Source organism: Prosthecomicrobium pneumaticum (assembly GCF_014199915.1).
Lineage (GTDB): Bacteria > Pseudomonadota > Alphaproteobacteria > Rhizobiales > Kaistiaceae > Prosthecomicrobium > Prosthecomicrobium pneumaticum.
This window is the reverse complement of record NZ_JACHOO010000007.1, coordinates 109898-130255: the sequence shown is the minus strand read 5'-3', so window position 1 is coordinate 130255 and position 20358 is coordinate 109898. Positions and strand designations below refer to the sequence as shown.

The following is a 20358-nucleotide window of genomic DNA, read 5'->3' as shown; positions in this document are numbered from 1 at the left end:
GCAACGAACCCCCGTCCGCGCTGCGGTAAGGGATGGTCGAAGGATGAGGCGGACATGAACCGGCGCAGAGTGGTGATCGGAGCGGCGAGCCTCGCGGCCCTCGGCGGCGCGGGCGCCCTCGGCTGGCGCGCATCGACCGGATCGATGGCCGACTACGCCCGCTATGGCGCCGCGCTGCGGCGACCGCTCGGCATCGATCCGTCGCTCCGCGATCTCATCGCCCATGCGACGCTCGCCCCGAGCGGGCACAACACCCAGCCCTGGCGCTTCGCCATCCGCGAGCACGCCATCGACATCCTCCCCGATCCGACCCGCGCGACGCCCGTCGTCGATCCCGACGATCACCATCTCTTCGTCAGCCTCGGCTGCATCGCCGAGACGCTCGGCATAGCCGCTGCGGCGACCGGCCGCCCGGGCGAGATCGCGGTCGCCTCCGACGGCACCATACGTTTCGCCTTCACGACCGGCGCAGCGCGGCCCGATCCGCTCTTCGCGGCCATCCCGCTCCGCCAGTCGACCCGCGCGCCCTTCGATGGCCGGGCCGTTTCGGCCGCCGATCTCGCGCAGATCGAGGCGGCCGCCGCGATTCCGGGCGTCTCGCTCGCCCTCATCACCGAGCGGCCGCAGATCGACCGCATCCGCGATCTCGTGATCGAGGGCAACGGCATGCAGATGGCCGATCCGGCTTTCCTTGCGGAACTGAAGCGCTGGCTGCGTTTCGGCCCGAAGCAGGCGATGGCGACCGGCGACGGGCTGCTCTCCGCGGCGAGCGGCAACCCCGTTCTCCCCGATGCGCTCGGCGGGATCGCCTTCGATCTCTTCGTCACCGCCGCGTCGGAGAGCGCCCGCTATCTCCGCCAGATCGACACATCCGCAGGCCTCGCGGTCTTCGTCGGCGCGCGGGCGGACCGGGCGCACTGGGTTGCGGTCGGCCGTGCGTGCCAGCGTTTCGCGCTCGCCGCGACGGGCCTCGGCTTACGGACGTCCTTCGTCAACCAGCCCGTCGAAGTCGCCGCCCTGCGCCGCCGCCTCGCCGCGCTCGTCGGCGCGCCGGATGCGCGGCCCGACCTCGTGATGCGCTTCGGTACCGGCCCGATTCTCCCCTTCTCGCCTCGTCGGCCGGTCGGTTCGGTCCTCGTCTGACGGGAGTGTCGGCCGCCGAGTGGAATTCCTTGCGCCGCGCCCGGCCAGGCAGACGAACGCTGCGGTGCGCTCCGGGATGTTTTCGGAGAAAGGTTCTAGGAAAATTCCTTCATTAGGTAGAAATAACGAGGCCATGATGAATTCATTTTTCGAAAGTGTTGAAGAACCCTCTTAATTATACGACCATCTTCTTCGAATTGGGCGTTATTGAGCGAATGGAATGGGATATTAGGGTCGAGACTCGCTCACAGCCAGAATGCGACGGCGGCGGCGAGGTGGGCGGCTGAGAGGAAGTTCCGGCCGAGTTCGTCGTAGCGGGTGGCGACGCGTCGAAAGTCCTCGAGCCTGCAGAACATGGCCTCGATCCGCCAGCGGTCCTTGTAACGTCGCTCGTCGTACTGGATCGGGCGCTTGCGGTTGCGGCGGCCGGAGATGACGGGGATCGCGCCCTGCGCCCGGATGCGGTTGGCGTTATAGCCCTTGTCGGCGATCATCCGCTTCATGCTCGCCGGCTCATCGATCAGCGCGGCGGCGGCGCGGGCGTCGGAGATCACCCGCCGGTCGTCCACTCGACCGCGCCGGGCTGGTTATGCGGCAGATGCGGCTCGATCGCAGCCCACGCCCCATCCGAAAGCCAGAACAGCGAACGCGACATCCGGGACCTCCTTCCGAACGGGAGATTCCCTCAACCACATACCCATAGCTGGATTAATAGTCTGATTGGGTTTGGACCTTGGGGATACGAGAAGATAGCAGGAATAGTCCACTCGCCGGGCCGGGGCCGCCCGGTGTTCGCTTGGAAATGGTGCCGGCTGAGGGGATCGAACCCCCGACCTTCGGTTTACAAAACCGCTGCACTACCGCTGTGCTAAGCCGGCCCGCGGACGGTCGTCCGTACGCTGTGGACCAGTAGAGGCGCGGGGCGCGTCCGGTCAAGGGTGGAACCGCGCCCGTCGCGCCGGAAGGGCGCGTGCGGACGGCGGTGGCGTCGGCGCGCGCCCCGGTCTCGCCTTCCTCCGGATCGAGGAGGCGCATCAGACACGCTGGGGGTAACGTCGGCCGCGCGACGGCCTCGCCGCTTACCCCGTCAGCCGAGGTGGCGGCGGGCGAGATAGAGGGCGAGGGCGGCGGCGTTCGAGACGTTGAGGCTCTTGATCGGACCGGGCATGTCGAGCCGGGCGACCACGTCGCAGGTCTCGCGGGTCAGCTTTCGGAGGCCCTTGCCCTCGGCGCCGAGCACCAGGGCGATTCGCCGCCCCGCGTCGCCGAACGCCGCCTCGATCGGCACGCCGCCTTCGCTGTCGAGTCCGACCCGGGTGAAGCCCCGTTCGCCGAGCTCGTCGAGCGCGCGGGCGAGATTCTGCACCTCGACCCAGGCGATCATCTCGAGCGCGCCGGACGCGGCCTTGGCGAGCACGCCGGTCTCGACCGGCGCGTGCCGCCAGGTCGAGACGATCGCATCGGCGCCGAGCGCGACGGCCGAGCGCAGGATCGCCCCGACATTGTGCGGGTCGGTGAGCTGGTCGAGCACGACGACGAGCCTCGCCTCGCCGAGATCGGCGAGACCGATCGGATCGAGCGGCGCGACCTCCGCCGCGACGCCCTGATGCACCGCTTCCGAGCCGAGCAGCTTGTCGAGGGCGCGGGGATTGGTCTCCTCGACCGAATCGGGCAGCGGCGCGCCTTCCTCGACGAGCCGGTCGAGCGCGTTCTTCGTCGCCGCGAGGCGCAGGATCTTGCGGCGCGGATTGGCGAGCGCGGCGGCGACCGGGTGGATGCCGTAGAGGAAGAGCTGGTCGGGGCGCCGATCGCCCGGCGTTCGGGGCCGCGGCCGGTCGGCCTCGGCCGGCCGCTCGCGCTTCAGGCCGTGGCCGTAGCGCTCGCGCACATGGCGTTCCTTGCCGTGCCATTTGCCGCCGCGCGGCCGGGCGGGCTTGTCGTCGTCTTCGCTCATGGGCGCGTTATAGGCGGCGGCGCGGGGCGCGTCCATCGGCCGCCCGCGGCCGGTCGGGCGCGCGGGGGGAGGCCGTGCGACACAGCTGTGCGCGATCGCGCCTTATGCGTTGACAGCGCAGAGCCGGCTCGCCATAAAGCGCGCCGCGGGGACGGCCGGACACTCGGGACGGCCTCTCCGGCGACGAGCTGCTCACGCCTCGACGAATGACGGAGGGGTGCCCGAGTGGTTAAAGGGGACGGACTGTAAATCCGTTGGCTTAGCCTACGTTGGTTCGAATCCAACCCCCTCCACCATTCGTCGGCGTGCGCTGCGGGTATAGCTCAATGGTAGAGCAGCAGCCTTCCAAGCTGAATACGCGGGTTCGATTCCCGCTACCCGCTCCAGCGACGACCCATTCCGAAGTCCGGTCGGTGGAGAGGGCGGCGCTGCGACGCGCGGCGTGTTGCTTCGCCGGCTTCGGGTCGCGTCTCTCGCTACGGGTCTGTCGCGCGCGCGGGGGCTTGAAGAGCCGTCGAAAGTGCCTTAAGCGACCCGCCACCTAAGGTCCGAGCTCCAGGGACAGCGTCGATGGCGAAAGAGAAGTTCGAGCGTAACAAGCCGCACTGCAACATCGGGACGATCGGCCATGTCGACCATGGCAAGACGTCGCTGACTGCGGCGATCACGAAGGTTCTTGCCGAGACGGGCGGTGCGACGTTCAAGGCGTATGACCAGATCGACGCGGCTCCGGAGGAGCGTGCGCGCGGCATCACGATCAACACGGCGCATGTGGAATACCAGACGACGAACCGGCACTATGCGCATGTCGACTGCCCCGGGCACGCCGACTATGTGAAGAACATGATCACCGGCGCGGCGCAGATGGACGGTGCGATCCTCGTCGTTTCGGCGGCGGACGGCCCGATGCCGCAGACGCGGGAGCACATCCTGCTCGCCCGCCAGGTCGGCGTCCCGGCGCTCGTCGTGTTCCTGAACAAGGTCGACATGGTCGACGATCCGGAGCTTCTGGAGCTCGTCGAGCTCGAGGTTCGCGAGCTTCTGTCGTCCTACGACTTCCCCGGCGACGACATTCCGATCGTCAAGGGCTCGGCGCTGTGCGCGCTCGAGGGGACCAATCCCGAGCTCGGCCATGACGCGATCCTGCAGCTGATGCAGGCGGTGGACGACTACATCCCGCAGCCGGAGCGTCCGATCGACCAGCCGTTCCTGATGCCGATCGAAGACGTGTTCTCGATCTCGGGCCGCGGCACGGTCGTGACGGGTCGCGTCGAGCGCGGCGTCGTGAAGGTCGGCGAGGAAGTCGAGATCGTCGGCATCCGTCCGACGGTGAAGTCGACGGTGACGGGCGTCGAGATGTTCCGCAAGCTGCTCGATCAGGGCCAGGCGGGCGACAATATCGGCGCGCTGCTGCGCGGCATCGACCGCGAGGGCGTCGAGCGCGGCCAGGTTCTGTGCAAGCCCGGCTCTGTGACGCCGCACACGGTGTTCAAGGCCGAGGCGTATATCCTGACGAAGGAAGAGGGCGGCCGTCATACGCCGTTCTTCACCAACTACCGTCCGCAGTTCTACTTCCGCACGACGGACGTGACGGGCGTGGTCGCGCTGCCGGAAGGCGTCGAGATGGTGATGCCGGGCGACAATGTGGCGATGGAAGTGACGCTGATCGTCCCGATCGCGATGGAAGAGAAGCTGCGCTTCGCCATCCGTGAAGGCGGGCGCACCGTCGGCGCCGGCGTCGTCGCCAGCATCATCAAGTAAGGCCGTGCCGGGCCGGCGGCGGGCGCTCTGCGCGCTCGCCTTCGGCCTCGTCATGCTTCTCGTCGCGGCGGTCCCTGCCGGGGCGGACTGCCCGGAGCGTCCCGCCTGTCGCGGCTGCGGCTGCAAGGGCGGGCCGGTTATCGCGCGCCGGACGGCCGCTGCGTCGGCTTCCGGTCGCTCGACCGGATCGGCGGCGTGCCGCCGGAGACGCGCTGCGTGTTCGAGAACGCACCCGGGACGGGCGGGAATCGCGACTGTGCTCTCGCGGAGCGGCCGCGCAAGCGCCGCGCCGGGTCCGAGCGCGAAGCGGCGGCCGAGGCTGGCGCCGCGGCTTCCGAAGGCGGCGGGGGAGAATTGGTTCCGGCCGCCATGGAACGGTAGAAAAGCGGTTACGGGATGTGCTAGACGTCCCTCGCTTCAAGAGTTTCGGAGGGCCGTTCGCGGCCTTCCCCGGTAGGGGTATAGCTCAGTCGGTAGAGCATCGGTCTCCAAAACCGAGGGTCGCAGGTTCGAGTCCTGCTGCCCCTGCCAAAATTAACGCTTGAGGAATCGTCGCGGCGGTTCTATCTAAGGCAACTCGGCGTGGCGCGTGGACCGGTCGTTCGCGCGCCCGCAAGTCATGAGCGAGTGAATGGCCACCAAGACAAACCCTTTCACGTTCCTCCAGCAGGTCCGGTCGGAGGTCGCCAAGGTCGTTTGGCCGTCGCGGCGTGAAACGGCGATCACCACCGCTATGGTGTTCGTGATGGCCGCGGCTGCCAGCATCTTCTTCCTCCTCGCCGATATGGTGCTCGGCTGGGGCGTGTCGCTTCTGGTCGGCATCGGCCGCTGAGCGAGGGACGAGCGATGGAAAAGCGGTGGTACATCGTCCACGCCTATTCGAACTTCGAGCGCAAGGTCGCCGAATCGATCCGTGAGCAGGCGGAGCAGCGCGGTCTCGGGGATCTCTTCGAGGAGATCCTCGTGCCGACCGAGAAGGTCGTCGAGGTGCGGCGCGGCCGCAAGGTCGATGCCGAGCGGAAGTTCTTTCCGGGCTATGTGCTCGTGAAGATGGCGATGACCGACGAGGCGTACCATCTGATCAAGAACACGCCGAAGGTGACCGGTTTCCTCGGTGCCGACAACCGGCCGATGCCGATCTCCGAGAGCGAGGCCCGGCGCATCCTGCAGCAGGTGCAGGAAGGCGTCGAGCGGCCGAAGCCCTCGGTCTCCTTCGAGATCGGCGAGCAGGTGCGCGTTTCCGACGGTCCGTTCGCCTCGTTCAACGGCCATGTCGAAGAGGTCGACGAGGTTCGCTCGCGCCTCAAGGTGGCGGTCTCGATCTTCGGCCGGGCGACCCCGGTCGAGCTCGAATACGGCCAGGTCGAGAAGGTCTAGCGGCCGGCACGGTCCGCCCGGTCCGGCCCTGCCGGAATCGGGAAGCGCGACGGGGCGATGGCTCCGCGGCGTGTGCCTCAGGCGATCGGTCCGTGCGCGGTCCGGTCACGCAGGGTGTGGGAGGGGAGGGTGCTCGCCAGGCGCCGGAACCGCACCACACCATTCCTGCCGGCCGATGAGCCGGCGATCGCCGGCGGTGCCGGCGGAGCAAAGGAAGAAAGATGGCGAAGAAAGTAGCAGGCTACCTGAAGCTTCAGGTGAAGGCCGGGTCGGCGACGCCGTCGCCGCCGATCGGCCCCGCGCTCGGCCAGCGCGGTATCAACATCATGGAATTCTGCAAGCAGTTCAACGCGCGCACCCAGGAGCTCGAGAAGGGCTCGCCGGTGCCGGTCGTGATCACCTACTACCAGGACAAGTCCTTCACCTTCCAGATGAAGTCGGCTCCCGTGAGCTTCTTCCTCAAGAAGGCGGCGGGCATCGCCTCCGGCTCGAAGACGCCGGGCAAGGCGCCGGCCGGCAGCGTGACGCGCGCCCAGTTGCGCGAAATCGCGACGCAGAAGATGAAGGATCTCAATGCGGTCGACGTCGAGGCGGCGGCGAGCATGGTCGAAGGCTCGGCCCGTTCCATGGGCCTGACGGTGGTGGACTGAGCGATGGCTAAGACCGGCAAGCGCGTCCGCGCCGCCCGCGAGGGCATCGACCGCACGAAGCTCTATGGCCTCGACGAGGCGCTCGGCCTCATCAAGGACCGGGCGACGGCGAAGTTCGACGAGACGATCGAGATCGCGATGAATCTCGGCGTCGATCCGCGCCACGCGGACCAGATGGTCCGCGGCGTCTGCAACCTGCCGAACGGCTCCGGCCGGACGGTGCGCGTGGCGGTGTTCGCCCGTGGTGCCAAGGCCGACGAGGCTCGCGCCGCCGGTGCCGACATCGTCGGCGCGGAGGACCTGCTCGAGACCGTTCAGGGCGGCACGATCGACTTCGATCGCTGCATCGCGACGCCCGACATGATGCCGCTCGTCGGCCGCCTCGGCAAGGTGCTCGGCCCGCGCGGTCTGATGCCGAACCCGAAGGTCGGCACGGTGACGATGGACGTCAAGAAGGCGGTGACCGACGCCAAGGGCGGCGCGGTCGAGTTCCGCGTCGAGAAGGCCGGCATCATCCATGCCGGCGTCGGCAAGGCCTCGTTCGACGCGCAGAAGCTCGCCGAGAACATCCGCGCCTTCGCCGACGCGGTGCAGCGTGCGCGGCCCTCGGGCGCCAAGGGCACCTTCGTGCAGAAGGTCGCGCTGTCCTCGACGATGGGGCCGGGCGTCCATATCGACCCGGCTTCGCTCGCGGCAGCGAACGGCTGATCGTTCGACTTCGCCCGGCTTCGGCCGGGCGCGACGAGGCCGGCGGAGGGAAACCCCCGGCGGCCGAACCTGTCCGAGACTGCGGGCGCCGGGTTTTCCGGCTTAATCGAAACGCCCGCATAGACGGGGTGAAGGCAGATTTCCGGTCAGCCGGAGATCGGTTCGATCCTCTTTGCCTTGCGGCACGATCGTGTTGCGGGGGGACAGGCCTGGAGGCGCCGTTCGGAATCTTCCGGACGGCTTTGCAACCGGCGGTCCCGATCGCAGATCGGCCGCCAACCGGAGAGAGGCAGTGGACAGAGCGGAGAAAAGCGAACTGGTCGCGTCGCTCAACGCCGTCTTCAAGAAGACGGGCGTTGTCGTCGTCGCCCATTACGCCGGGCTCACCGTCGCTCAGATGACCGCGCTGCGCGGTCAGATGCGCGAGGCGGGAGCCAGCGTCAAGGTCGCGAAGAACCGCCTCGCCAAGCTGGCTCTTCAAGGCACGGACGCCGAACACGTGGCCGGTCTGCTGACCGGCCAGACGGTCATCGCCTATTCCGATGACCCCGTGGCGGCGGCCAAGGTCGCCAGCGACTTCGCCAGGACCAACGACAAGCTCGTGATCCTCGGCGGCGCGCTGGGCAAGACCTCTCTGGATGCCGACGGTGTGAAGGCGCTCGCCTCGCTGCCGTCGCTCGACGAACTGCGCGGCAAGCTGATCGGCCTCATCCAGGCGCCGGCCAGCAACATCGCCCGGGTCGTCAACGCGCCGGCTGCACAGCTCGCGCGGGTGTTCGGAGCCTATGCCAAGAAGGACGAAGCGGCGTGAGGCCGTTCTTCCGGAACAACACATCGAACCGATAGGAAGTAGAAAATGGCTGATCTTTCGAAACTCGTCGACGAGCTGTCGACCCTGACCGTTCTCGAGGCCGCCGAGCTCTCGAAGATGCTCGAAGAGAAGTGGGGCGTCTCGGCCGCCGCTCCGGTCGCGGTCGCCGCGGTCGGTGGCGGTGCGGCTGCCGCCGCCGCGCCGGTCGAAGAGAAGACCGAGTTCGACGTCATCCTCGTCGAGGCCGGCGCGAACAAGATCAACGTCATCAAGGAAGTCCGCGCGATCACGGCGCTCGGCCTCAAGGAAGCCAAGGACCTCGTCGAGGGTGCTCCGAAGGCCGTCAAGGAGGCCGTCTCCAAGGAGGAGGCCGCCAAGCTCAAGGCCCAGCTCGAGGGCGCCGGCGCCAAGGTCGACGTCAAGTAATCATCCCTGGACCGCCGGTCCGAGGACGAACGAAACGGCCGGCCCCGTCCGCGGGGCCGGCCCACCGTCAATGAAACAGGTCCCGCGAGGACCATTGTCCAGAATGCCGAAGAGTGGTTCGCCGGTCTTCCGGACAGTGGTTTTCCGAGCATACGAGGAGTGACCATGGCCACCCTGAACGCGGTCCAGGCTTTCACCGGTCGTAAGCGCGTGCGCAAGTTCTTCGGCTCGATCGGCGACGTCGCCGAGATGCCGAACCTCATCGAGGTGCAGAAGGCCTCGTACGATCAGTTCCTGCTCGTCGACGAGCCCAAAGGCGGCCGTCCGGACGAGGGCCTGCAGGCGGTCTTCAAGTCCGTCTTCCCGATTTCCGATTTCTCGAACACCGCGCTGCTCGAATTCGTCCGTTACGATTTCGACCCGCCGAAATATGACGTCGACGAGTGCCGCCAGCGCGGCATGACCTTCTCCGCGCCCTTGAAGGTGACGCTGCGCCTCATCGTGTTCGATACCGACGAGGACACCGGCGCCAAGTCCGTCAAGGACATCAAGGAGCAGGAAGTCTATATGGGCGAGATGCCGCTCATGACGTCGAACGGCACGTTCATCGTCAACGGCACCGAGCGCGTGATCGTCTCGCAGATGCACCGCTCGCCGGGCGTCTTCTTCGACCACGACAAGGGCAAGACCCATTCGTCGGGCAAGCTGCTGTTCGCCGCCCGGATCATCCCCTATCGCGGTTCCTGGCTCGACATCGAGTTCGATGCGAAGGACATCGTGTTCGCGCGCATCGACCGGCGCCGGAAGATTCCGGTGACGAGCCTGATGTTCGCGCTCGGCATGGATGGCGAGGAAATCCTCGACACCTTCTACAAGAAGATCGCCTACACCAAGGACGGCGACGGCTGGCGTCTGCCCTTCGACCCGCAGCGCATGCGCGGCCTGAAGGCGACGGCCGACCTGATCGATGCCGATTCCGGCGAGGTGGTCGTCGAGGCCGGCAAGAAGCTCACCGTGCGCGCCGCGCGCCAGCTCGCCGAGAAGGGCGTCAAGGCGCTGCGGGTGCTCAACGAGGACCTGCACGGCCATTATCTCGCCGAGGACGCGGCCAACCCGGTGACGGGTGAGGTCTATGCCGAGGCGGGCGACGAGATCACCGAGAAGATCCTCGGCGTTCTCGAGGGCGCGGGCTTCGACGAGATCAGCGTGCTCGACATCGACCACGTCAATGTCGGCGGCTACATCCGCAACACGCTCGCGGTCGACAAGAACGAGAGCCGCGAAGAAGCGCTGTTCGACATTTACCGCGTGATGCGTCCCGGCGAGCCGCCGACCATCGACACCGCGGAGGCGATGTTCCAGTCGCTGTTCTTCGATCCGGAGCGCTACGACCTCTCCGCGGTCGGCCGCGTCAAGATGAACATGCGTCTCGATCTCGACGCCGCCGACACGGTGCGCGTGCTGCGGCGGGAGGACATCCTCGCCGTCATCAAGACGCTCGTCGAGCTGCGCGACGGCAAGGGCGAGATCGACGACATCGACAATCTCGGCAACCGGCGCGTCCGCTCGGTCGGCGAGCTGATGGAGAACCAGTATCGCGTCGGCCTGCTCCGCATGGAGCGGGCGATCAAGGAGCGCATGTCGTCGGTCGAGATCGGCAACGTCATGCCGCAGGACCTGATCAATGCGAAGCCCGCGGCGGCCGCGGTGCGCGAGTTCTTCGGCTCGTCGCAGCTGTCGCAGTTCATGGACCAGACCAATCCGCTCTCCGAGATCACGCACAAGCGGCGTCTCTCGGCGCTCGGCCCGGGCGGCCTGACCCGTGAGCGCGCCGGCTTCGAGGTGCGCGACGTGCATCCGACGCATTACGGCCGGATCTGCCCGATCGAGACGCCGGAAGGCCCGAACATCGGTCTGATCAACAGCCTCGCGACCTTCGCGCGGGTGAACAAGTACGGCTTCATCGAGAGCCCGTATCGCCGTATCAAGGACGCCGCCGTCACCGAGGAGGTGATCTACCTCTCGGCGATGGAGGAGTCGAAATACTATGTCGCGCAGGCGGATTCCGAGCTGTCGGAAGACGGCCGGCTGACCTCCGACCTCGTCGTCTGCCGCCATGCCGGCGAGAACGTGCTCGTCACGCCGGACCGCGTCGACTTCATGGACGTGTCGCCGAAGCAGCTCGTTTCGGTCGCCGCGGCGCTGATCCCGTTCCTCGAGAACGACGACGCCAACCGCGCGCTGATGGGCTCGAACATGCAGCGCCAGGCGGTGCCGCTCGTTCGCGCCGAGGCGCCGTTCGTCGGCACCGGCATGGAAAGCGTCGTCGCCCGGGATTCGGGCGCGGCGATCGCGGCGCGGCGCGCCGGCGTCATCGACCAGGTGGACGCGACCCGTATCGTCATCCGCGCGACCGAGGAGCTCGATCCGTCGAAGTCCGGCGTCGACATCTACCGGCTGATGAAGTTCCAGCGCTCCAACCAGTCGACCTGCATCAACCAGCGTCCGCTGGTGCGGGTGGGCGACCGGGTCGGCAAGGGCGACATCATCGCCGACGGTCCCTCGACCGATCTCGGCGATCTGGCGCTCGGCCGGAACGTGCTCGTCGCGTTCATGCCTTGGAACGGCTACAATTTCGAGGACTCGATCCTGCTCTCCGAGCGGATCGTCAAGGATGACGTGTTCACCTCGATCCATATCGAGGAGTTCGAGGTGATGGCCCGCGACACCAAGCTCGGGCCGGAAGAAATCACCCGCGACATCCCGAACGTCTCGGAAGAGGCGCTGAAGAACCTCGACGAAGCCGGCATCGTCTATATCGGTGCGGACGTGCAGGCGGGTGACATCCTCGTCGGCAAGATCACGCCGAAGGGCGAGAGCCCGATGACGCCGGAAGAGAAGCTTCTGCGCGCCATCTTCGGCGAGAAGGCGTCGGACGTGCGCGACACCAGCTTGCGCGTTCCGCCCGGCGTCACCGGCACGATCGTCGAGGTGCGGGTGTTCAACCGGCACGGCGTCGAGAAGGACGAGCGCGCCATGGCGATCGAGCGCGAGGAGATCGAACGCCTCGCCAAGGACCGCGACGACGAGCAGGCGATCCTCGACCGCAACGTCTATGGCCGTCTCGCCGACATGCTGATCGGCAAGGCCGCGGCGAGCGGCCCCAAGGGCTACAAGAAGGACACGGCGATCGGCCGCGAGCTGCTCGACGAGTTCCCGCGCAGCCAGTGGTGGCAGTTCGCGGTCGCCGACGACAAGTTCATGTCGGAGATCGAGGCGCTGCGCGGCCAGTATGACGAGAGCCGCAAGCGGCTGGAGAAGCGCTTCATCGACAAGGTCGAGAAGCTGCAGCGCGGCGACGAGCTGCCTCCGGGCGTTATGAAGATGGTCAAGGTCTTCGTCGCGGTGAAGCGCAAGATCCAGCCGGGCGACAAGATGGCCGGCCGGCACGGCAACAAGGGCGTGGTGTCGCGCATCGTTCCGATCGAGGACATGCCGTTCCTCGACGACGGCACGCATGTCGACATCGTGCTGAACCCGCTCGGCGTGCCGTCGCGCATGAATGTCGGCCAGATCCTCGAGACCCATCTCGGCTGGGCTTGCGCCGGCATGGGCCTGAAGGTCGGCCGCATGCTCGAATCCTATCGCAAGAACGGCGACGTCGCGGTGCTGCGCGGCACGCTCGAGGAGATCTACGGCGACAACTCGAAGAACGACCGCATCTGGGAATACGACGACGAATCCGTCGTCAAGGTCTCGGAGCACCTCGCCAAGGGCGTCTCGATCGCCACGCCGGTGTTCGACGGCGCCCGCGAGCCGGACATCGTCGAGATGCTGTCGAAGGCCGGACTCGATTCCTCGGGTCAGGTCCAGCTCTATGACGGCCGCACGGGCGACACGTTCGACCGCAGGGTCACGGTGGGCTACATCTACATGCTGAAGCTCCACCACCTGGTCGACGACAAGATCCATGCGCGCTCGATCGGCCCGTACTCGCTCGTCACCCAGCAGCCGCTGGGCGGCAAGGCGCAGTTCGGCGGCCAGCGCTTCGGCGAAATGGAGGTCTGGGCGCTCGAGGCGTACGGCGCGGCCTATACCTTGCAGGAGATGCTGACCGTGAAGTCGGACGACGTGGCCGGCCGCACCAAGGTCTACGAGGCGATCGTCCGCGGCGACGACACGTTCGAGGCCGGCATCCCGGAGAGCTTCAACGTGCTCGTCAAGGAAATGCGGTCGCTGGGTCTCGACGTCGAGCTCAATCAGTCCAAGCAGGACGATGCTGCGCCCGCTCGAGGGTCCCTGGCCGATGCGGCGGAGTGATCCGTCGCATCTCTCGGTCGGAAACCCAAAACGTACTCATGCGGTGGTCGAGAGGCAGGCATTTGCCTCCTCCGGCCATGCGCAGTGAAGGAGATCGGCGATGAATCAGGAAGTCGCGAACATCTTCAATCCGCTGGCTGCGCCGGCTCAGAATTTCGACCAGATCCGCATCCAGATCGCCAGCCCGGAGAAGATTCTCTCTTGGTCCTATGGCGAGATCAAGAAGCCGGAAACGATCAACTACCGGACGTTCAAGCCCGAACGTGACGGTCTGTTCTGCGCCCGGATCTTCGGGCCGATCAAGGACTACGAGTGCTTGTGCGGCAAGTACAAGCGGATGAAGTACAAGGGCATCATCTGCGAGAAGTGCGGCGTCGAGGTGACCCTCGCGCGCGTGCGGCGCGACCGCATGGGCCATATCGAGCTCGCCGCGCCCGTCGCCCATATCTGGTTTCTGAAGTCGCTGCCGTCCCGCATCGGCATGCTGCTCGACATGACGCTCAAGGATCTCGAGCGCATCCTCTATTTCGAGAACTACGTCGTCATCGAGCCCGGCCTCACCCCGCTGAAGGAGCGTCAGCTCCTCACCGAGGACGAGTATCTGCGCGCCCAGGACGAGTATGGCGAGGACAACTTCGTCGCCCTGATCGGCGCCGAGGCGATCCGCACCATCCTGCAGAGCCTCGAGCTCGAGAAGCTCGCGGCGGATCTGCGCCAGGAGATCGCCGAATCGACCTCGGACCTGAAGCCGAAGAAGCTCGGCAAGCGGCTGAAGCTCGTCGAGGCGTTCATCGAGTCGGGCAACCGTCCGGAATGGATGATCCTGCAGGTCGTGCCGGTCATCCCGCCGGACCTGCGTCCGCTCGTGCCGCTCGACGGCGGCCGCTTCGCGACCTCCGACCTCAACGACCTCTACCGGCGCGTCATCAACCGCAACAACCGTCTGAAGCGGCTGATCGAACTGCGCGCGCCGGACATCATCATCCGCAACGAGAAGCGCATGCTTCAGGAGGCGGTCGACGCGCTGTTCGACAACGGCCGGCGCGGCCGCGTCATCACGGGCGCCAACAAGCGTCCGCTGAAGTCGCTCTCCGACATGCTGAAGGGCAAGCAGGGCCGGTTCCGGCAGAACCTGCTCGGCAAGCGCGTCGACTATTCCGGCCGTTCGGTGATCGTCGTCGGCCCGGAGATGAAGCTGCACCAGTGCGGCTTGCCGAAGAAGATGGCGCTCGAGCTGTTCAAGCCCTTCATCTACTCGCGTCTCGACGCGAAGGGCTATTCCTCGACCGTCAAGCAGGCGAAGAAGCTCGTCGAGAAGGAGCGGCCGGAGGTCTGGGACATCCTCGACGAGGTCATCCGCGAGCATCCGGTGCTGCTCAACCGTGCGCCGACGCTGCACCGCCTCGGCATCCAGGCCTTCGAGCCGGTGCTGATCGAGGGCAAGGCGATCCAGCTGCATCCGCTCGTCTGCTCGGCCTTCAACGCCGACTTCGACGGCGACCAGATGGCCGTGCACGTGCCGCTCTCGCTCGAGGCGCAGCTCGAAGCCCGCGTGCTGATGATGTCGACCAACAACATCCTGCACCCGGCGAACGGCTCGCCGATCATCGTGCCGTCGCAGGACATCGTGCTCGGCCTCTATTACCTGTCGATCATGGCCGAGAACGAGCCCGGCGAAGGCATGGCCTTCGGCAATATGGGCGAGATCGAGCACGCCCTCGCCGCCAAGGCGATCACCCTGCACACCAAGATCAAGGGTCGCTATCGCGGCGTCGACAAGGACGGCAAGCCGAACTCGAAGATCTACGAGACCACTCCGGGCCGGATGATGCTGGGCGAACTGCTGCCCAAGCATCCGAACCTGCCCTACGACGTCGTCAACAAGCTGATGACGAAGAAGGAGATCTCGAACACGATCGACGCGGTCTACCGTCATTGCGGTCAGAAGGAGACGGTGATCTTCTGCGACCGGATCATGGCGCTCGGCTTCACGCAGGCCTTCAAGGCCGGCATTTCCTTCGGCAAGGACGACATGGTCATCCCGGACACGAAGGAGAAGCTGGTCGAGGAGACCCGGTCGCTCACCAAGGAATACGAGCAGCAGTATTCCGACGGCCTGATCACCCAAGGCGAGAAGTACAACAAGGTGGTCGACGCCTGGGCGAAGTGCACGGATCGCATCGCCGAGGAGATGATGAAGCGCATCTCCGCGGTGCAGAAGACCGAGACCGGCCGGCAGAAGCCGATCAACTCGATCTATATGATGAGCCATTCGGGTGCGCGCGGCTCGCCGGCGCAGATGAAGCAGCTCGCCGGCATGCGCGGCCTGATGGCGCGTCCGGACGGCTCGATCATCGAGAACCCGATCATCTCCAACTTCAAGGAAGGCCTGACGGTTCTCGAATACTTCAACTCGACGCACGGCGCCCGTAAGGGCCTCGCGGACACGGCGCTCAAGACGGCGAATTCGGGCTATCTGACCCGCCGTCTCGTCGACGTGGCGCAGGACTGCATCATCATCGAGACCGATTGCGGCACCACCGCCGGCCTCAAGATGCAGGCCGTGATCGAGTCGGGCACCGTCATCGCCTCGCTCGGCCAGCGCATTCTCGGCCGCACCGCGGCGGAGGACATCATTGCGCCGGCGACCGGCGAGGTGGTGGTGACGGCTGGCACGCTGATCGCCGAGCGCGACGTCGAGCGGGTCGAGAAGGCGGGCGTCCAGTCGGCGCGGATTCGCTCCGTGCTCACCTGCGATACCAAGATCGGCGTCTGCGCGGCCTGCTACGGCCGTGACCTGGCGCGCGGCACGCGGGTGAACATGGGCGAGGCGGTTGGCGTCATCGCGGCGCAGTCGATCGGCGAGCCGGGCACCCAGCTCACCATGCGTACCTTCCACATCGGCGGCACGGCGCAGGTGGTGGACTCCTCCTTCCTCGAGTCGAGCTTCGAGGGCACGGTGGCGATCCGCAACCGCAACGTGGTGCGCGATTCGGAAGGCAAGCTGATCGCGCTCGGCCGCAACATGGCGATCGTGATCCTCGACAAGGACGGGACGGAGCGTGCGGTCCACCGCATCACCTACGGCTCGCGCCTGCATGTCGACGAGGGCGATCAGGTGCGGCGCGGCCAGCGTCTCGCCGAGTGGGACCCCTACACCCGTCCGATCCTCACCGAGGTCGAGGGCACGGTGTCCTATGAGGATCTCGTCGAGGGCATCTCGGTCGCCGAGAGCGCCGACGAGTCGACGGGCATCACCAAGCGCGTCGTCATCGACTGGCGGGCCAATCCGCGCGGCGGCGACCTGAAGCCGTCGATGATCGTCAAGGGTCCCGACGGCAAGGTGCTCAAGCTCGCCCGTGGCGGCGATGCGCGCTACCAGCTCTCCGTCGAGGCGATCCTCTCGGTCGATCCGGGCGCGCATGTGAAGGCCGGCGACGTGCTCGCCCGCCTGCCGCTCGAAAGCGCCAAGACCCGCGACATCACGGGCGGTCTGCCGCGCGTGGCGGAGCTGTTCGAGGCGCGTCGTCCGAAGGACCATGCGATCATCGCGGAGCAGGACGGCACGATCCGCTTCGGGCGCGACTACAAGAACAAGCGTCGCGTCATCGTCGAGCCGCACGAGGGCGCCGTCGACAAGTTCGGCAATCCCGCCGAGCCGATCGAGTACCTGATCCAGAAGGGCAAGCCGTTCCATCTCCAGGAAGGCGACACCATCGAGAAGGGCGAATACATCCTCGACGGCAACCCGGCGCCGCACGACATCCTGGCGATCAAGGGCGTGGAGGCGCTGGCCGCCTACCTCGTCAACGAGATCCAGGACGTCTACCGGCTGCAGGGCGTGTCGATCAACGACAAGCACATCGAGGTGATCGTCCGTCAGATGCTGCAGAAGGTCGAGGTGTCCGACGCCGGCGAGACCGAGTTCTTCTCGGGCGAGCAGGTCGACCAGCTCGAGTTCGATCTCGTCAACGAGAAGGCGGTCGCGGAAGGCAAGAAGCCGGCGGTCGGCGCTCCGGTTCTCCTCGGCATCACCAAGGCGAGCCTGCAGACGCGGTCCTTCTTCTCCGCCGCCTCCTTCCAGGAGACGACCCGCGTCCTCACCGAGGCTGCGGTCCAGGGCAAGATCGATCCGCTCGATGGTCTCAAGGAGAACATTATCGTCGGCCGGCTGATCCCGGCCGGCACCGGCGGATCGATGAGCCGGATCCGCGAGATCGCCACCCGGCGCGATGCGCTGATCCTCGAGGAGCGTCGCCGCGCTTCGGGGGCCACCGAGGGCCAGCTCGAGGATCTCGGCACCGCCGCCGAGTGATCGGATGTCCTCCTGAGCTTCGGAAAGGGCCGCCCTCGGGCGGCCCTTTTCATTTCGGCCGGGGCGGCTAGCATTGCGCATGGGAGGACAGAGGATGAGACAGATGATCCGGCGCGCCGCCGTCTCGGCGTCCGTCGCCGCGGCGGTGATGGTGACCGTGCTCGCCCCCTCGGCGCTCCGCGCGGAGGAGGCGGGCGGCTACCAGACGGCGGTCAAGGTGACGCCGCTCCTCAAGACCACCACGACGACGAGCGGCGCGGCGATCCGTTATCCGTCCTTCGACGACCCGGAAGTCACCGCCGTTCTCGTCGAGATTCCGGCGGGCGGGGAGACCGGCTGGCACATCCATCCGGTGCCGGCTTACGCCTATGTCATCGACGGCGCGATCGAGGTCGAGATGCGGGGCGGCGCGAAGCGGCGCTTCTCCGCCGGGGAGGCGCTCGCCGAGATGGTCGATACCGAACACAACGGCCGCAACCCGGGGCCGGGACCGGTGACGATTCTGATGTTCGCGACGGGCGAGAAGGGTCGACCGTTCTCGCAGAAGGCCGAATAGCGCCGGCCGGGGAGGGGCAGGGGGCGCGGCCTGGTGTGGGCATGCGGCCGGGGCTTCATCGAGCCGACACCGAACCGTCGCCCCGACGCCAAGGCCGCCGACTAGCAAGGGAGCGCCCACAACACAGGGAGCCCCCCGATGCGTTTCCTCGCCCCGTCCGTCCGTGCGCTTCTCCTCGCCGGCCTGTCGCTCGCCGCCGTCTCTGCGGCGCGGGCCGAAGAGCCGAAAGCCTTCGACGCGACGCTCGTCCACCATGCCGTTCTGCCGGGCGCGACCTTTGCCGCCGCTCCGGCCGATGCGCCCGCCGGCCTCACCGTCTCCGGTCGCTACACCGGCGCGCCGAACGAACTGGGCCGTCGCTTCGACGCGCTCTATTCGATCTACGACGCGAAGACCGGCCTCGCCCGGCCGTTCCCCGGCCAGCCCGTTCAGGGCTTCTCGGGCATCCGCGCGCTCGGCGATGGCCGCTATCTCGTCCTGACCGACAATGGCTTCGGCGCCAAGGCGAACTCGGCGGACGCCATGCTGATGGTCCATGTTGTCCGGCCGGACTGGCAGACGGGCCGCGTCACGGTCGAGAAGACCACCTTCCTCAAGGACCCGAACCGCGTCCTGCCGTTCCGCGTCGTCAACGAAGCGACCGCCGCACGCTATCTGACCGGGGCCGATCTCGACACGGAGAGCATCCAGCCGGTCGGCGAAGGCTTCGTCATCGGCGACGAGTTCGGCCCCTATCTGATCGCGGCCGATGCCGACGGTGTCGTGACGCGGTACACCGAGACGACGGTCGGCGGCACGACGCTGCACTCGCCCGACCATTACGCGATGATCCTGCCGGCCTCGCCCGACAAGCCGCTGCCCGCCTTCGAGGTTTCCCGCTCGAAGGGCTATGAGGGAATGGCGATTTCGGCCGACGGCAAGACGCTCCATCCGATGCTCGAAGGTCCGGTCTGGATCGAGGGCAAGAAGGAGGAGAAGGGTGGCAAGGCGGTGCTGCGCGTCTATGACGTCGACGCCCAGACCCTCGCTTTCGCCGACACGGTCCGCTACTACCCGCTCGAAGCGCCCACCAACGCGATCGGCGATTTCAACATGATCGACGAGACCCGTGCTCTCGTCATCGAGCGCGACGACGGTCAGGGCGATCCGCGTGAAGGCTGGGCGGAGACGCCGGCGAAGTTCAAGCGGATCTACCTCGTCGATCTTGCGCAGACGGACGCGGACGGCGTCGTCAGGAAGATCGGCTATATCGACCTGATGGCGATCCGTGATCCGAACGGCGTCGCCCGGGCCGGCACGATCGACGGCATCTTTACCTTCCCGTTCCAGACGATCGAAAACGTCGACCGGATCAGCGAGACGGAAATCATCGTCGCCTGCGACAACAATTTCCCCTTCTCGGTCGGACGTGCGAAGGGCAAGGCCGATGACGACGAGTTCGTCGTGCTCGAGGTCGGCGGGCTTCTTGCCGCGCGCTGAGCGATTCTGTTAACGGATTCGGAAGGGCCGCCCCCGGGGCGGCCCTTCTCATGAGGCGGCTTCGCCCCCTCTCTGCGGCCGCCGAAAGAATGTTTCATCGAAAGGCCCGCGCCTTTGCCGTTTCATTCTCGTGAGACCTCGGCCTTTCGCTAAATTGCGCCGGCGGGGCTGCGGAAAACGCGCAAAACAAGGGGTTGACTGCAACACCCCAAATGCCTAGGTTCCGCTCGCTTTCGAGCAGGTGGTAGGAACCATTCATCTGACGGCGCCACGCCGCGGAGTTCGATCCTAGACACTGCCCGGGCTTAGAGACAGACGTTTCGACGACACGCACGATCGCGGTCTCCGTGGTCCTCTGCTTTTCGGTGCGCCTCCCGCGGATGATGTGGGTCAGGCGCTCTTCGTTCATGGTTCGCCATGGACGGGAAAGCGGTGCGCCGTGGCGTCGAGAAGGAAACCGAGCTGGAAGGCAAGGGATGCCGACGATCAATCAGCTGATCCGCAAGCCGCGGGTCGCCTCCGTCTACCGGGAGAAGGCCCGTCACCTCGAGGGCAATCCCCAGAAGCGCGGCGTCTGCACGCGCGTCTATACGACGACTCCGAAGAAGCCGAACTCGGCGCTTCGTAAGGTCGCCAAGGTGCGCCTGACCAACGGCTTCGAAGTCATCGGCTACATCCCGGGCGAGGGCCACAACCTGCAGGAGCACTCCGTCGTCATGATCCGTGGCGGCCGCGTCAAGGATCTGCCGGGCGTGCGCTACCACATCCTGCGCGGCGTGCTCGACACCCAGGGCGTCAAGAACCGCAAGCAGCGCCGTTCGAAGTACGGCGCCAAGCGTCCGAAGTAAGCGGGAAGGA

Annotated in this window: 15 protein-coding genes, 4 tRNA genes and 1 pseudogene; 16 read left to right on the top strand and 4 right to left on the bottom strand. The window is 66.7% G+C overall.

What is annotated here, in order from left to right; genetic code table 11:
- Positions 1 to 54 precede the first annotated feature (54 nt).
- Positions 55 to 1143, top strand: a complete 1089-nt coding sequence (locus GGQ63_RS16570) for an Acg family FMN-binding oxidoreductase (RefSeq protein WP_183857719.1) — start codon at positions 55 to 57, stop codon at positions 1141 to 1143.
- Between the two features lie 245 nt (positions 1144 to 1388).
- Here GGQ63_RS16570 and GGQ63_RS22095 read toward each other — a convergent pair whose 3' ends face one another.
- The 4 genes and pseudogenes from GGQ63_RS22095 to GGQ63_RS16555 all read right to left on the bottom strand — a co-directional run bounded on the left by GGQ63_RS22095 (position 1389) and on the right by GGQ63_RS16555 (position 3097).
- Positions 1389 to 1637 (bottom strand): hypothetical protein, encoded by a 249-nt coding sequence (locus GGQ63_RS22095; protein ID WP_425502086.1) that lies wholly within the window; start codon positions 1635 to 1637, stop codon positions 1389 to 1391.
- A 51-nt stretch (positions 1638 to 1688) separates the two neighbouring features.
- Positions 1689 to 1798 (bottom strand): annotated as a pseudogene (locus tag GGQ63_RS22430) (IS5/IS1182 family transposase); the annotation flags it as partial.
- A gap of 148 nt (positions 1799 to 1946) precedes the next feature.
- Positions 1947 to 2021: transfer RNA gene (locus GGQ63_RS16560), tRNA-Thr, on the bottom strand.
- A gap of 209 nt (positions 2022 to 2230) precedes the next feature.
- The gene (locus GGQ63_RS16555) at positions 2231 to 3097 is read right to left on the bottom strand and encodes a TrmH family RNA methyltransferase (protein WP_183857718.1); all 867 of its coding nucleotides are present in this window, start codon (positions 3095 to 3097) and stop codon (positions 2231 to 2233) included.
- A gap of 211 nt (positions 3098 to 3308) precedes the next feature.
- On the opposite strand from GGQ63_RS16555, the gene GGQ63_RS16550 reads away from it, so the two are divergent.
- From GGQ63_RS16550 to rpsL, 15 genes are all read left to right on the top strand, one after another.
- Positions 3309 to 3393, top strand: a tRNA-Tyr gene (locus GGQ63_RS16550).
- A 16-nt stretch (positions 3394 to 3409) separates the two neighbouring features.
- Positions 3410 to 3483: transfer RNA gene (locus tag GGQ63_RS16545), tRNA-Gly, on the top strand.
- Positions 3484 to 3667: 184 nt separating this feature from the next.
- Positions 3668 to 4858: an elongation factor Tu gene (gene tuf / locus GGQ63_RS16540; RefSeq protein ID WP_183857704.1), complete on the top strand. Its 1191-nt coding sequence runs from the start codon at positions 3668 to 3670 to the stop codon at positions 4856 to 4858.
- Between the two features lie 455 nt (positions 4859 to 5313).
- Positions 5314 to 5389 (top strand) — tRNA-Trp (locus tag GGQ63_RS16535).
- A gap of 100 nt (positions 5390 to 5489) precedes the next feature.
- Positions 5490 to 5690, top strand: coding sequence for a preprotein translocase subunit SecE (secE, locus tag GGQ63_RS16530; RefSeq protein WP_183857717.1), 201 nt, complete (start codon positions 5490 to 5492; stop codon positions 5688 to 5690).
- A 14-nt stretch (positions 5691 to 5704) separates the two neighbouring features.
- The gene (gene nusG / locus GGQ63_RS16525) at positions 5705 to 6235 is read left to right on the top strand and encodes a transcription termination/antitermination protein NusG (protein ID WP_183857716.1); all 531 of its coding nucleotides are present in this window, start codon (positions 5705 to 5707) and stop codon (positions 6233 to 6235) included.
- Between the two features lie 221 nt (positions 6236 to 6456).
- A complete protein-coding gene (gene rplK / locus GGQ63_RS16520; protein ID WP_183857715.1) occupies positions 6457 to 6885 on the top strand; it encodes a 50S ribosomal protein L11 in 429 nt (142 codons plus the stop codon).
- Positions 6886 to 6888: 3 nt separating this feature from the next.
- Positions 6889 to 7593 (top strand): 50S ribosomal protein L1, encoded by a 705-nt coding sequence (gene rplA / locus GGQ63_RS16515; protein ID WP_183857714.1) that lies wholly within the window; start codon positions 6889 to 6891, stop codon positions 7591 to 7593.
- 292 nt (positions 7594 to 7885) lie between these two features.
- Entirely contained in the window at positions 7886 to 8404 is a 519-nt protein-coding gene (gene rplJ, locus GGQ63_RS16510; protein WP_183857713.1) for a 50S ribosomal protein L10, read from the top strand.
- 45 nt (positions 8405 to 8449) lie between these two features.
- Positions 8450 to 8830, top strand: a complete 381-nt coding sequence (gene rplL / locus GGQ63_RS16505) for a 50S ribosomal protein L7/L12 (RefSeq protein WP_183857712.1) — start codon at positions 8450 to 8452, stop codon at positions 8828 to 8830.
- A 174-nt stretch (positions 8831 to 9004) separates the two neighbouring features.
- Positions 9005 to 13150, top strand: coding sequence for a DNA-directed RNA polymerase subunit beta (rpoB, locus tag GGQ63_RS16500; RefSeq protein ID WP_425502085.1), 4146 nt, complete (start codon positions 9005 to 9007; stop codon positions 13148 to 13150).
- 100 nt (positions 13151 to 13250) lie between these two features.
- On the top strand, positions 13251 to 17465 hold the full coding sequence (gene rpoC / locus GGQ63_RS16495; protein WP_183857710.1) for a DNA-directed RNA polymerase subunit beta': 4215 nt from the start codon (positions 13251 to 13253) through the stop codon (positions 17463 to 17465).
- A gap of 94 nt (positions 17466 to 17559) precedes the next feature.
- Positions 17560 to 18021 carry a cupin domain-containing protein gene (locus tag GGQ63_RS16490; RefSeq protein WP_183857709.1) on the top strand — a complete coding sequence of 154 codons (462 nt, stop codon included), beginning with the start codon at positions 17560 to 17562 and terminating at the stop codon, positions 18019 to 18021.
- Between the two features lie 138 nt (positions 18022 to 18159).
- Complete coding sequence (locus GGQ63_RS16485; protein ID WP_183857708.1) at positions 18160 to 19500, top strand: esterase-like activity of phytase family protein; 1341 nt, start codon at positions 18160 to 18162, stop codon at positions 19498 to 19500.
- 476 nt (positions 19501 to 19976) lie between these two features.
- Positions 19977 to 20348 (top strand): 30S ribosomal protein S12, encoded by a 372-nt coding sequence (rpsL, locus tag GGQ63_RS16480; protein WP_183857707.1) that lies wholly within the window; start codon positions 19977 to 19979, stop codon positions 20346 to 20348.
- The last annotated feature ends 10 nt before the right edge of the window (positions 20349 to 20358 follow it).